The following is a 13,536-nucleotide window of genomic DNA, read 5'->3' as shown; positions in this document are numbered from 1 at the left end:
GAACCGCTGCACACTTTTCCGGATCATGCTCCAACCTGAAAGACCTTCATGCCGCATTCGTCAAACGCACCGCGACGCACGCTGCTCCTGACCGGAGCCAGCCGCGGTATCGGCCATGCCACCGTGATCCGTTTCTCCTCGGCGGGCTGGCGCGTCATCACCTGCTCGCGGCATCCCTTCCCGGAGGACTGCCCCTGGGATGCGGGTCCTGAGGACCACATCCAGGTCGACCTCGCCGACCCCAAGGACACGACCCGCGCGATCTCCGAAATTCGCGACCGCCTCGAGGGCGGCATGCTGCATGCGCTGGTCAACAACGCCGCGATCTCGCCGAAGGGCCCCGGCGGCTCGCGGCTCGGTTCGGTCGACACCGATCTCGATACCTGGACGCATGTCTTCCACGTCAACTTCTTCGCGCCGATCATGATGGCGCGCGGACTGATCGAGGAGTTGAAGGCGGCCAGGGGCTCGGTCGTGAACGTCACCTCGATCGCGGGCTCGCGCGTGCATCCCTTCGCAGGCGCGGCCTATGCCACCTCCAAGGCCGCGCTCGCATCCCTGACGCGCGAGATGGCCTCGGACTTCGGCCGCGTCGGCGTGCGCGTCAACGCGATCGCGCCGGGCGAGATCGACACCTCGATCCTGTCGCCCGGCACCGAGAAAATCGTGGAGCAGCAGATCCCGATGCACCGGCTCGGCACGCCCGACGAGGTCGCCAAGATCGTCTACGTGCTGTGCACGGATACCTCGTCCTACGTCAACGGCGCCGAGATCCACATCAACGGCGGCCAGCACGTCTAGGCCATCCTTTAGCCGTCGTCATTGCGAGCCACCGGGTCCGCGCAAAGCGCGGCCCGATGACAGGCTCCGCGAAACAATCCAGGTTGCCTCCGCAGAGACGGTCTGGATTGCTTCGTCGCACCAGCGCAAAATTGCTTCGCAATTTTGTCGCTTCGCTTCTCGCAATGACGGAATTGGAAATAGTGCCTAGGGAAGCAAGGCGATCCAGACAAAGCCGCCGCAAGACCTGGATCGCCCTTACCTTCCGTTCCTCAATCGAGTCGAATCCGACGTGACCTCTCGCGCGGCCGTGGCGTGGCCGTGCTGAATGCGGTCGAGCAGTCGTCGTCGTTCTCACCATCGAGCAGCGGAGCACCACAGTGCCGGCACATGCGTGCCGACATCGACGACGCCTTGCCGTTCGCCAGGGCCTGACGATAGTTCGCCAGATCGATGACGTTCCGGGGCGACGTTATGTGTTTTTCAACCATGGCTGTTCCTCGCGGCTACGCACTACTTATCGCAGACAAGTTTCGCGCAAACGTTCAGCTCACCGCTCAAATTTTACCGGAGGAATTGGGGCGGCAGCCACGCATCACCGCGACGCCGCAATCCCGCTCTATTCTGCGACACCAACCACCGTGTCTCGACGAACGGCGTAAGGTCTCGGTAGGTATCAGAGCCACTTCTTCCACTTGAAGATCCAGTACGGAACGATGGCTGCGATCAGCATCAGCACCAGTGCCATCGGATAGCCGTGCGCCCATTCGAGTTCCGGCATCGCCTTGAAGTTCATGCCGTAGATCGAGGCGATCAACGTCGGCGGCATCAGGACAACAGCCATGACCGAAAACAGCTTGATGATGTTGTTCTGCTCGAGATTGACGACGCCGAGCATGGCGTCGAGCACGAAGGTGATCTTGCTGGAGAGATAGGAGGCGTGGTCGGTCAGCGAGGAGACGTCGCGCTGCATGGTCTTGAGCTGCTCGCGCATGTCCTTCGACCATTTCACGCCCTCCACCACCGCCGAGAGGAAGGCGACGACGCGGCCGATCGAGACCAGGCTCTCGCGGACCTTGGAGGTGAGGTCGCCCTTGCGGCCGATCGAGATCAGGATCTGGGAATATTGCTTGGCATGGCCGTGGCGCTCGCTCTCGGGCTCGAAGATGTCGTGCGACACTTGGTCGATCTCGGCGCCGCAGCGCTCCAGAATGTCGGCGCAGCGGTCGATCACGGCGTCCAGCAGTTCCATCAGCACCATCTCGCCGGTGATCGCCGGCGTGCAGGAGCGGCCAAGCTTGGCCTCGACCAGGGCGAACGGCTTCGGCAGGTCGTAGCGCACCGTCACCAGGCGGTGGTCGCCGAGAATGAAGGTCACCGCCGTGGTCCGGGGCATGTCGGTATCGGAGTGGCACATCAGCGTCGCGGTCATGTAGCGCGCGCCGTTCTCGATATAGAGGCGGCTGGAGATCTCGATCTCCTGCATGTCCTCCCGGGTCGGAATGGCGATGCCCGCCAGCCGCTCCACCGCCTTGTCCTCGGCCGCACTCGGACTGAAGAGGTCGATCCAGACCGCACTCTCCGGCAGCGCCGTGAGATCCTCGATGACAGCCTTCTTGAGGGAGGACTCGGAGGGAACAAACACCGAAAACATGAACAACTCCAGAGAACCTGCGACAGAATGACAGCCTTTAGCGCGATTCTGACAAGTTCATCATGACAAGCACATTAACGGAGCGTTTGCATTTGTGGCGACGCCGTGGCCCAACCGTGGCACGGAATCGACAGTTCGGCACGCTTTGCCCCAAAACCCGCGCAAAGTCGAAAAACTTGCGGCAAAAAAGCCACAGCTGAGGTCTCGCAGCGCGGGAAAAGGCCTTGAGTGCTGGAATTGTGGCAGATTTCAACGATAATGGGATTAACGGAGTCGAGGAACTTGGGCGCTAAGCTCAGGCTTTCCCGCGCGGTATTGTTTTGATTGGAACCAAATCATGTCGTCGCTGAGAGTTAAGTTGGGGATTTTGGCCGCCGGCCTGATGCTGTCGGGCTGCATGCAGGCCACGCATTTCGAGGCGACCGACACCAAGGCCTTCAAGCCGAAGGACAAGGAACTGCTCGCCAAGGTCCGGTACGAGAATACTCCGGTCGCGGAGCCGTTCCGCCGCGCTATCGTCGACTACCACCGCAAGGAATCGCCGGGCTCGATCGTGGTCGATTCCGACAACCACTACCTCTACTGGGTGATGGATGGCGGCAAGGCGATCCGCTACGGCATCACCGTCGGTGAAGAAGCCATGGCCTGGTCCGGCATCGCCAAGGTCGGCAGCATGACCGAGTGGCCGGCTTGGCACCCGACCCCGGGCGAGATTTCGCGCCTGGGCGTGCCGACTTATGTTGCGCCCGGCCCGGACAATCCGATGGGCTCCCGCGCGATGTATCTCTACTCGGGTGGCAAGGACACGCTGTTCCGCATCCACGGCACCAACCAGCCGGAATATATCGGCGCCTCGATCTCGTCGGGCTGCATCCGCCTGACCAACGAGGACGCGATCGACCTCTATAACCGGGTCAAGGTCGGCACCATCGTCGTGGTGCTCGAGCCGAAGCACGGCGACTCGCCCTACAATTCGCGCCTTGCGCTCCAGGGCGGCGGCTCCAATTCTTCCTACTAAATCGGCCTTTCCCGAGGCTTTTCAAAAGCGCCGGTTTTACCGGCGCTTTTTTGTTGCGGGCTTGCGTGACGGGACCTTGTCGCCGCCGGCCGCCGACTTGTCCGCAGGCGCGGGGGATTTCTCAGCCGCCTCGTCACCAGCTCCATCCTTTGCCTCAGGCTTGGACGCAACCTCGCGCGGCGGCGCCTCCTCAGGCCGTTCCGCCGGCAGCAGCGGAGCGATCTGCGGCAGGGGATCCCAGACGTTCCACTGGCAGATCCGGTAGTCGTTGCGCCGCTGCGCCAAGTCGAGATGGATATGGTCCTCGTGGTACCAGTCCGAGCCCGGGCCGAGCACGGTGGAAAAGCGCGCGCACACCGAATGCAGCACACGCTCGCGCACGTCACGCGCCATGGTGCGATCGGTGAGGCCAATCGACTGCCCGTTGGCGAGCTTGATGGCGCGGACGTCGAGGGCGTTGGCCTTGCCGTGCTCGGACAGCATCGCGCCGGCGATGCGGTTGCGGCCGCGGCACTCGAAGCTATCAAAATTGTCGAGATCGGCGATGGTCGAGCCGAGGCTGGTGGCCAGCGGCACCATGTCCTTGCGCACCCAGTCGGCGATCGCAGACGCCATGGTGCAGCGAAGGATCGCCGCCGGCTTGACTGCCACCTTGCGCTTGTCCGGCAGCACGATGGCCTCCAGCCGCACCAGATCCTCGCCGCCACAGGCGCCGGGGCCACGGATATCCGGAATGGAGGGGGCAATCGCGATCTCCTCGGTCAGCGCGAGCCGGCAGGCCGAAACCTGCTTCTCGGGCGGCGGCGCGGCCTCGGCCGGCTTGTCCGGGGAAGGCTTGCCGTCGGCCTCCGGTGCCGCCTCGTCCGGTGCTTTGGGGGCATCCGCAGGGCGTGGTTTTGGTAGCGGGATCTTGGCGGCATGAACCGTCGCGCGCGGCCGTGGTGGACCAAAGCCAAAGATATCGAGCGGCGCAGCATATTTTCGCGCCTCCGCCCGGTCCGCGAGCGCAAGCGTTAGCCCGAGCGCGGCGGTAACCATTGCCGCGCCGGCGGACATATAGCCGCGACAAGACCATTTGCGGCGAAAGTCCGGCAGGCTAAAACTCATGACAATTCTTTGGCCCAACGCTGAGAGCGATAACGCGTCCAGCGACTTCTCGGAGGAACGTCGGAATGCTTGGTTTGATGCAAGACTGGCCCCTGCTCTGCCACCGGATCATCGAACACGCCGCCAGGATTCATGGCAAGCAGGAGGTCGTTACGCGATCGGTCGAGGGACCGATCCATCGCACCACCTACGCCGAGATCCACAAGCGGGCGCTCAAGGTCTCGCAGATGCTGGAGCGCGACGGCATCAAGCTCGGCGACCGCGTCGCAACGATCGCCTGGAACACCTGGCGCCATCTCGAGGTGTGGTACGGCATCATGGGAATCGGCGCCATCTGCCATACCGTCAATCCCCGCCTTTTCCCCGAGCAGATCGCCTGGATCATCAACCATGCGCAGGACCGCATCGTGATGACCGACATCACCTTCGTTCCGGTCCTGGAGAAGATCGCCGACAAGCTGCCAAGCGTCGAACGCTACGTCGTGCTCACCGACAAGGCGCACCTGCCGCAGACCACCCTGAAGAATGTCGTCGCCTACGAGGACTGGATCGCGGAGGCCGACGGCAAATTCAAATGGAAGGACTTTGACGAGAACACGGCGGCGGCGATGTGCTACACGTCGGGCACCACGGGCGATCCGAAGGGTGTGCTGTATTCGCATCGCTCCAACGTGCTGCACGCGCTGATGGCCAACAACGTCGATGCGCTCGGTACCAGCGCCTCCGAGACGATGCTGCCGGTGGTGCCGCTGTTCCACGCCAATAGCTGGGGTATCGCCTTCTCCGCGCCCTCGCAAGGCACCAAGCTGGTGATGCCCGGCGCCAAGCTCGACGGCGCCTCGGTCTATGAATTGCTCTCGACCGAGAAGGTGACGCACACCGCGGGCGTGCCCACGGTGTGGCTGATGCTGCTCCAGCACATGACCGCCAACAATCTGAAGCTGCCTGAGCTGAAGATGGTGATCTGCGGCGGCTCGGCGATGCCGCGCTCGATGATCAAGGCCTTCCTCGACATGGGCTCGAACGTCCGCCACGCCTGGGGCATGACCGAGATGAGCCCGATCGGCACCGTCGCGGCGCTGAAGCCGCCGTTCCAGAACGCGACCGGCGACGCGCGGCTCGACGTGCTCCAGATGCAGGGCTATGCACCCTTCGCCGTCGAGATGAAGATCACCGACGATGCCGGCAAGGAGCTGCCCTGGGACGGCAAGACTTTCGGCCGCCTCAAGGTCTCCGGCCCCGCCGTCGCCAAGGCCTATTACCGGGTCGATACCAACATCCTCGACGAGGACGGCTTCTTCGACACCGGCGACGTCTCGACCATCGACGAGGACGGCTACATGCGGATCACCGACCGCTCCAAGGACGTGATCAAGTCCGGCGGCGAGTGGATCTCCTCGATCGACCTCGAAAACCTCGCGGTCGGCCATCCGGCCGTGGCGGAGGCCGCCGTGATCGGCGTGTTCCACCCCAAATGGGACGAGCGGCCGCTGCTGATCGTTCAGCTCAAGCAGGGCCAGCAGGCCAGCCGCGAGGACATCCTGAAGTACATGGACGGCAAGATCGCCAAATGGTGGATGCCCGACGACGTCGCCTTCGTCGACGGCATCCCGCACACCGCCACCGGCAAGATCCTGAAGACCGCGCTGCGCGACCAGTTCAAGGACTACCGCTTCCCGAACGCGGCGGCGTAGGACTTACACGTCATTCCGGGGCGATGCCAACGGCATCGAACTATGGTTCGCAATTGCGAACCTGAGAATCTCGAGATTCCGGGTTCGCCCTTCGGGCGCCCCGGAATGACGGGCAGGAGCAACCCGGTATCCCTTGAATTTGCCGCCGGGGCGTGGTCTCAACGCCTCCTATCGTCGCGCCAGATCGGCGCGGCACCGCCTCCAAAACCCGGCAGAGCTCACCCGATGGCCCGCAGGATTTCCGCTCCCTACCAGTCGGAGCCCGTGTCCAGCCTCGCCAGCTGGGCGCGCAATCTGGCCGTGTTCGCGGTGGTGGCGGTGGCGGTGTCGATCCTCGTCGTCCGGTTCGGCTTTCTGGAGCCGAAGCCCGCGCTCGTCACCTTCTTCGGCGGCCTCGCCATCGCCGCGCTCTCGATCCTGTTCGGCCTCGCCGGCTTCGCCGCGATCTGGCAGAACGGCTCGCGCGGCATGGCGCGCATCCTGCTCGCCTTCCTGATCGACGGCATGATCCTCGCCTACCCCGCCTATCTCGGCCTGCAATACCGCAAGCTGCCGGCGATCCACGACGTCACCACCGACCCGATCGACCCGCCCCGCTTCGACGCGCTGGCGCGCCTGCGCGCCGGTGAAGGCGCCAATACCGCGGTCTATGCCGGCCTCTATTCGGCCGAGCAGCAGCGCCATTTCTATCCCGATATCGAGCCGATCGAACTCGAGATCCCGGTCGACCGCGCCTATGCGATCGCGCTGCAGCTCGTCAACAAGCGCAAATGGCTCGTCATCGACGAGCGCGCGCCGCAGCCGCCGCGCCGCATCGGCCGCATCGAGGCGGTGGCGCGCACGCCGATCATGGGTTTGCGCGAGGACATTTCCATCAGGGTCGTGCCCGACGGCGACGATTCCCGCGTCGATATCCGCTCCGCCTCGCGCTATTTCGATAGCGACCTCGGCAGCAACGCCGCACGCGTCAAGAAATTCATCGACGATCTCAACACCGCCGCCGATGCGGACGCGCTGAAGCCGGTGAAGAAGACCCCGGTGACGCCGCCGAAGGCACCGGCGAAGACGGTGAAGAAGTGACGCGCCAGCGTCATTCCGGGGCGGTCCGCAGGACCGAGCCCGGAATCCATTTCATCCACCAATGCTGCGGCCCGATGGATTCCGGGGTCGCGCTGACGCGCCCCCCGGAATGACGAGCTAAGCCATCCGATACGTCCCACCGATCACGGGATCGCCATCCGTCGCCACCACGCCGCGGGCGACCAGGTCTTCCAGATGCGCCAGCACGGAATAGCCGGCAGCCGTCGTCAGCCTTGGATCGATGCCGATATAGATCGCGCGCACCATGGTCGGGATGTCGGCCTCGCCCTTGGCGAGGCGATGCAGGATCGAGGCTTCGCGCGCCTTGCGGTGGCGGATCAGGAAACGCACGAAGCGCGGGCCGTCCGGGATCTCGGGGCCGTGGCCCGAGAAATAGAGATCCTCCTCGCGGGCGGCCAAGCGGTCGAGCGATTCCATGTAGTCGATCATCGAGCCGTCGGGCGGCGCAACGATCGAGGTCGACCAGCCCATCACGTGGTCGCCGACGAAGTTGAATTTTCGCTCGGGCCAGGCGAAGGCGAGATGGTTGGCGGTATGGCCCGGCGTCGCCACCGCCTCGAGGCGCCAGCCCGCGCCCTCGACGACGTCGCCATGGGCGATCCTGGTATCGGGCGCGAAATCGCGATCGACGCCGGATTCCGGATTGTGCTTCTCGCTCTCGAAGCGCGGGCGCGAGGCGCGGTGCGGGCCCTCGGCATAAACCGGTGCACCGGTCGCCTGCTTGATCCGCGCCGTGTTCGGCGAATGGTCGCGGTGGGTGTGGGTAACGAAGATATGGCTCACCGTCTCGCCGCGAACGGCATCGAGCAGCGCCGCCGCATGCGCCGCATCGTCCGGACCGGGATCGATGATCGCGACGTTGCCCGTGCCGACGATGTAGCTGACCGTACCGGTGAAGGTGAACGGGCTCGGATTGTTACAGAGCACGCGCCGCACGCCGGGGCGGACTTCCTCGACGACGCCGGCTTTGAGTGGAAAGTTGCGGTTGAACGGGACGTCGTCGCTGTCGGACATGGCTTGCTCACACCTTGCTGACTTCGTCATGCCCGGCCTTGTGCCGGGCATCCACGTTCTTCTCACCGGCTAGAACGTGGATGGCCGGGACAAGCCCGGCCATGACGCAATCGGAGAGTTCTATCGTCTCACACGCTCACCGCGCGGCAGCTCAGAAAAACGCCTGAATGCCCGTGATGGCGCGGCCCAGGATCAGGGCGTGGACGTCGTGGGTGCCCTCGTAGGTGTTGACCGTCTCGAGGTTATGGACGTGGCGCATCACGTGGTACTCGATCGAGATGCCGTTGCCGCCATGCATGTCGCGCGCGACGCGGGCGATGTCGAGCGCCTTGCCGCAATTGTTGCGCTTCATGATCGAGATCATCTCGGGGGCGAACTTGCCCTCGTCCATCAGGCGGCCGACGCGCAACGAGCCCTGGAGGCCCAGCGCGATCTCGGTCTCCATGTCGGCGAGCTTCTTCTGCACGAGCTGGGTCGCGGCCAGCGGCTTGCCGAACTGCTTGCGGTCGAGCGTGTACTGACGGGCGCGGTGCATGCAGTCCTCGGCCGCGCCGAGCGCACCCCAGGAAATGCCGTAGCGGGCGCGGTTGAGGCAGCCGAACGGGCCCTTGAGGCCGGAGACGTTGGGCAGCAGCGCGTCTTCCGGAACCACGACGCCGTCCATCACGACTTCGCCGGTGATGGAGGCGCGCAAGCTGAGCTTGCCGCCGATCTTCGGCGCGGAGAGGCCCTTCATGCCCTTCTCCAGCACGAAGCCCCGAATCTGGTTGTCGTGCGCGGCCGACTTGGCCCAGACCACGAACACGTCGGCGATCGGCGCGTTCGAGATCCACATCTTGCTGCCGGTCAGGCGATAGCCGTCCGAGACCTTCTCGGCGCGGGTCTTCATGCCGGCCGGGTCGGAGCCGGCGTCCGGCTCGGTCAGGCCGAAGCAGCCGACCCACTCGCCGCTGGCGAGCTTCGGCAGGTACTTCTTGCGCTGGTTCTCGTCGCCATAGGCGTAGATCGGGTACATCACCAGCGAGGACTGCACCGAATTCATCGAGCGATAGCCGGAATCGACCCGCTCGATCTCCCGCGCGACCAGGCCGTAAGCGACGTAGCTCGCATTGGCGCAGCCATATTCCTCAGGCAGCGTGATACCGATCAGGCCGAGTTCGCCCATCTCGTTGAAGATCTCGCGATCCGTCGTCTCTTCGAGATAGGCCTTGGTGATGCGCGGCATCAGCTTGTCCTGGGCGTAGGCGCGCGCGGTGTCGCGCACCATGCGTTCGTCTTCGGTGAGCTGCTCGTCGAGCAGGAACGGATCGTCCCACTGGAAAGAAGCCGCAGCCGGCTTGTCCTTGGTCTGAGGGCGCACGCTCATGAAACGTCCTTTCGCGTCTGGTTCCGTCAACAATTGCCCGACAAAGTAAAGCGCCGCGGCAACAAGTTCAATTGCATCCTGGTTTCGATCATTCCGGGGCGCGCAACGGCGCGCGTCCGGAAACGACGTCGTCAGATTTCGAGCTGCTCGTTGGCGACGATCTCGATGCCGAAGCCCGACAGGCCCTTGTAGTCGTGCACCGAGGAGGTGAGATGCCGGATCGAGGTGACGCCGAGATCGCGCAGGATCTGCGCGCCGACACCGATCTCGCGCCACTGGCGGTTGCGGTCGGCCTCCGTCGACGTCTCGTCCTCCAGCGGCGAGACGGGCACACCGGCCGCACCGTCGCGCAAGTAGACCAGCACGCCGCGGCCGGTCTTCTTGAAATGCTCGAGCACGACCGCCATGCGCTTGTGGCCGGTAAAGGTGTCCTTCACGATGTTCGGCTTGTGGAAGCGCGTCAGCACGTTCTTGCCGTCACCGACGCCGTTGTAGACGAAGGCGACGTGGGCGATGGAATCGAACGGCGAGCGGTAGGCATAACCCTGCAAGGGGCCGATCGGGCTGTCCGTGACGAAGGTCGAGACCCGCTCGATCAGCTTCTCGCGCGCCTGGCGGTAGGCGATCATGTCCGCGATGGTGACGTGCTTGAGCTTGTGCTGGGCGGCGAAGCGGGCGACCTGCTCGCCCTTCATCACGCTGCCGTCGTCGTTCATCAGCTCACTGATGACGCCGACCGGCGGCAGGCCGGAGAGCTTGCAGAGGTCGACGGCAGCCTCGGTATGGCCGGAGCGCAGCAGCACGCCGCCATCCTTGGCGATCAGCGGAAAGATGTGGCCGGGCCGGGCGAAATCGTTGGCGCCGACATTGGGATTGGACAGCGCGCGGCAGCACGAGGCGCGCTCTTCGGCGGAGATGCCGGTGCCACCGTCGGGCTTGTAGTCGATCGAGACCGTGAACGCGGTGGTGTGCGCGGAATCGTTGTGGGCCACCATGGGATCGAGCCGCAGGCGGCGCGCGTCCTCCGTGGTCACGGGCGCGCAGACGATGCCGGAGGTGTGGCGGATGATGAACGCCATCTTCTCGGCGGTGCAGAGCGAGGCCGCGACGATCAGATCGCCCTCGCCCTCGCGGTCCTCGTCGTCGGTGACGACGACGAGCTCGCCCCTGGCAAAGGCCTGCAAGACTTCCTGGACGGTATCGGGCATTTCCCAATCTCTATCGGTTATGAGCCGGAGGCTCAGCCGGACGCCTTAGCCGGACTTGGCCCCAAGCGCTAGTGTCCTGGACGCAACCGCATATGCCTGATGGCGGGCAGGGCGGCGGGTTTCAGGCTTGCACCGAAGATACCAAGGATATAGGCGCGCAAAGCCCGGAAGGAAGGCGGCCGGACGCCGTCAGGGCAGCACCTCTCGCCGCTCGCCGAGCCGCAGGTCGAGCTCGGCGCGCTTGTCCGCGAGCAGGCCGGCCTGCGCGGCCTCGATCACGGTAAACAGCTCGTGGGCGTCGCTGAGCCGGGTCACTGTGACGTAGCTGGCGCCGGCCTCGTAGAGCTCGCCCACGTCCGACAAAAGATCGGCCGTAGCCACGATCATGGCGGTCGGGTTGAGGGTGCGGACGTGGCGGACCAGCTTCTCGTTGCTGGCGCCCTTGAGAAGCGCATCCGGCACGCTGAGGATGATCATCTCGGACTTGCCGACGCCGGCATGGAGCAGCGTGTCCGCGCTGCTGATGTCGCCATAGATCACGTGCAGGCCGCGCGAAAGCAGGGTCTGGTACACATTGGGGTTGAAATCGACCACGGTGATCTGCTCGAGCAGCACTGGCGCCTGCCGTTCGATCTCGGCCAGCAGCGCGCTCGCCGCGCGGAAAAAGCCGAGGATGACGATGCGGCGGGCCTCGCCATGGCCGCCCTCGTGGCCCTCCTCGGCATGGCCGTTGCCGTGATCGAGATCGCGCAGGCCGATCCGCTTCAACGGGCCGATCGCCCAGCGGGTGATCTCGTCGCTGCGGGTCATCACGAAGGTCGAGAGCACGGCCAGCACCACGAAGGCGAAGGAGGCCGCGTTCGCCGTTTCGGCGGCGATGTGGTTGTCGGTGACCCCGGTCTGGATCACCACCAGCGAGAATTCCGATATCTGGGCGAGGTTGAGGGCCGGCAACAGGCTGGCACGCAGCCCCTGCTTCATCAGGTAGAGCGGCGTGAATGTCGTGACGAGCCGACTAACAACCGTGAACGCCGCGATCATCAAGGCAAGCCCGATCACGGAGAGGCCGGGCACGGGAATGGTCATGCCGAGCGCGACGAAGAACAGCGTGATGAAGAAGTCGCGCAGCGTGGTGACCTTGGCGGTGACGTCGAGTGCATAGGGAAAGGTCGAGAGCGAGACGCCGGCGATCAGGGCGCCCATCTCGCGCGACAGCGACAGCCGCTCCGCAGTCTCGGCGACGAGAAAGCACCAGGCGAGCGCGCCGAGCAGGATCAGTTCGGGCCGGCGGGCGATCTGGTGGAACAGGCGCGGCAGCACATAACGGCTGACCAGCAGCGCCGCTGCGACCAGCACCGCGACGCGGCCGATCGAGAGCAGGATGACGCTCACTTGCAGATTGGCAAGACTCGGCTGCACCGCCAGAAACAGGATGGCGAAGATGTCCTGGAGCACCAGCACGCCGAGCGTGATGCGGCCGGGCAGCGTGTCGAGCTCACGCTTCTCGTAGAGCACCTTGACGATGATGACGGTGCTCGACAGCGCGCAGGCGATACAGAGATAGACGGCATCGAAATGGCCGCCGCCGAACGACAGGCCGATGCCGGCGAAGAACAGGACCCCGAGCAGACAGCCGCCGAGCAGCTGGCCGCCCGCCGCGAACAGGATCACCCTTCCGGCCCGCACGATCTTCTTCAGGTCGATCTCAAGGCCGATCATGAACAGCATGAAGATCAGGCCGAGTTCGGAGATGACACTGATCGATTCCTGCGACTTGACCCAGCCGGCACCGAATGGACCTATGCAAAAGCCGGCGATAAGGTAGGCCAGGATCAGCGGCTGCCGGGAGAAATGGGCGAGCAGGCCCAGCATCCAGGCAAACAGGATACAGAGAGTGATGTCGCGAATGAGCTCGTGCATGCCAAATTGGTCCGTTTTGCCGCACCCTAGAGACGGGTTGCGCCGCGGCAAGCGAGCAATTCGTCACATGCGGATCGTGCTCTGGTTGATACCCCTGCTAGGTTCGTTCGCGTCCGCTTTGCCGGCCGCGGCCCAATCCAAGGTCAATATCGAACAAAACTTTGCCGATTCGCTCACCGCGCTGCCGAAGGAGGAACTGGCCGTCGCCGGCGGGTTCTATGTGCCGGCCTATTCCAGCGTCGCGATGAGCCAGGGCAAGCTGCGCGTCGATTTCTCGGTAACGTTGAGCGTTCACAACGCCTCCGAGACCCAGCCACTGGTGGTCAAACGCATCGCCTATTTCGACACTGCAGGCAAGCAGGTCGAAAGCTATCTGAAGGCGCCGGTGGCCTTGAGGCCCCTCGCCACTGTCTCGATCTTCATTCCGACCGACGACGTGCGCGGCGGGACCGGAGCCAATTTCCTCGTCGACTGGGCGGCAACGGGCGAGATCGCCGAGCCGGTGGTCGAGGCCTTGATGGTTGGCGGCGTCGCCAATGCGCATTACGCTTTCATCAGCCAGGGACGTCCGACCCGGACGGCCACAAAGAAGTAGAGGGCCGTCCGACCCGGACGGCCAGCAAGACGTAAAGCAGGCCGGTGCAAAGCCGGCCGCTCAACAAGAACAAAACGAG

12 protein-coding genes are annotated in these 13,536 nt (G+C 64.4%); 5 read left to right on the top strand and 7 right to left on the bottom strand.

Translation table 11 applies throughout. The annotated features are described in order from the left end of the window. Positions 1–48: 48 nt before the first annotated feature. Positions 49–801: an SDR family NAD(P)-dependent oxidoreductase gene (locus XI08_RS34665; RefSeq protein ID WP_027546205.1), complete on the top strand. Its 753-nt coding sequence runs from the start codon at positions 49–51 to the stop codon at positions 799–801. Positions 802–1,052: 251 nt separating this feature from the next. Here the strand turns inward: XI08_RS34665 and XI08_RS34660 are convergent, their stop codons facing one another. Continuing rightward, positions 1,053–1,271, bottom strand: coding sequence for a hypothetical protein (locus tag XI08_RS34660; protein WP_074077209.1), 219 nt, complete (start codon positions 1,269–1,271; stop codon positions 1,053–1,055). 185 nt (positions 1,272–1,456) lie between these two features. Next, positions 1,457–2,434 (bottom strand): magnesium transporter CorA family protein, encoded by a 978-nt coding sequence (locus XI08_RS34655; RefSeq protein ID WP_027546206.1) that lies wholly within the window; start codon positions 2,432–2,434, stop codon positions 1,457–1,459. A 337-nt stretch (positions 2,435–2,771) separates the two neighbouring features. Here XI08_RS34655 and XI08_RS34650 point away from each other — a divergent pair, with 337 nt between their 5' ends. After that, a complete protein-coding gene (locus XI08_RS34650) occupies positions 2,772–3,452 on the top strand; it encodes a L,D-transpeptidase (protein ID WP_027546207.1) in 681 nt (226 codons plus the stop codon). A 36-nt stretch (positions 3,453–3,488) separates the two neighbouring features. Here the strand turns inward: XI08_RS34650 and XI08_RS34645 are convergent, their stop codons facing one another. After that, entirely contained in the window at positions 3,489–4,559 is a 1,071-nt protein-coding gene (locus XI08_RS34645; RefSeq protein ID WP_271577851.1) for an extensin family protein, read from the bottom strand. Positions 4,560–4,624: 65 nt separating this feature from the next. On the opposite strand from XI08_RS34645, the gene XI08_RS34640 reads away from it, so the two are divergent. Further along, positions 4,625–6,253: a fatty-acid--CoA ligase gene (locus XI08_RS34640; protein ID WP_271577850.1), complete on the top strand. Its 1,629-nt coding sequence runs from the start codon at positions 4,625–4,627 to the stop codon at positions 6,251–6,253. Positions 6,254–6,478: 225 nt separating this feature from the next. After that, positions 6,479–7,333, top strand: coding sequence for a DUF1499 domain-containing protein (locus tag XI08_RS34635; RefSeq protein WP_271577849.1), 855 nt, complete (start codon positions 6,479–6,481; stop codon positions 7,331–7,333). A gap of 117 nt (positions 7,334–7,450) precedes the next feature. On the opposite strand, the gene XI08_RS34630 is transcribed toward XI08_RS34635, so the two are convergent. From XI08_RS34630 to XI08_RS34615, 4 genes are all read right to left on the bottom strand, one after another. Beyond that, the gene (locus XI08_RS34630; RefSeq protein ID WP_027546211.1) at positions 7,451–8,368 is read right to left on the bottom strand and encodes an MBL fold metallo-hydrolase; all 918 of its coding nucleotides are present in this window, start codon (positions 8,366–8,368) and stop codon (positions 7,451–7,453) included. A gap of 151 nt (positions 8,369–8,519) precedes the next feature. After that, positions 8,520–9,734, bottom strand: a complete 1,215-nt coding sequence (locus XI08_RS34625) for an acyl-CoA dehydrogenase (RefSeq protein WP_271577848.1) — start codon at positions 9,732–9,734, stop codon at positions 8,520–8,522. 131 nt (positions 9,735–9,865) lie between these two features. After that, the gene (gene ribB / locus XI08_RS34620; protein WP_027546213.1) at positions 9,866–10,942 is read right to left on the bottom strand and encodes a 3,4-dihydroxy-2-butanone-4-phosphate synthase; all 1,077 of its coding nucleotides are present in this window, start codon (positions 10,940–10,942) and stop codon (positions 9,866–9,868) included. 189 nt (positions 10,943–11,131) lie between these two features. Continuing rightward, positions 11,132–12,862, bottom strand: a complete 1,731-nt coding sequence (locus XI08_RS34615) for a cation:proton antiporter (RefSeq protein ID WP_271577847.1) — start codon at positions 12,860–12,862, stop codon at positions 11,132–11,134. A gap of 67 nt (positions 12,863–12,929) precedes the next feature. Here XI08_RS34615 and XI08_RS34610 point away from each other — a divergent pair, with 67 nt between their 5' ends. Beyond that, entirely contained in the window at positions 12,930–13,457 is a 528-nt protein-coding gene (locus XI08_RS34610; protein WP_271577969.1) for a DUF3124 domain-containing protein, read from the top strand. Positions 13,458–13,536 lie beyond the last annotated feature (79 nt).

The organism is Bradyrhizobium sp. CCBAU 11361 (genome assembly GCF_028128935.1).
GTDB lineage: Bacteria > Pseudomonadota > Alphaproteobacteria > Rhizobiales > Xanthobacteraceae > Bradyrhizobium > Bradyrhizobium niftali.
The sequence above is the reverse complement of the archived record's forward strand: the minus strand, read 5'-3'. Positions and strand labels throughout refer to the sequence as shown.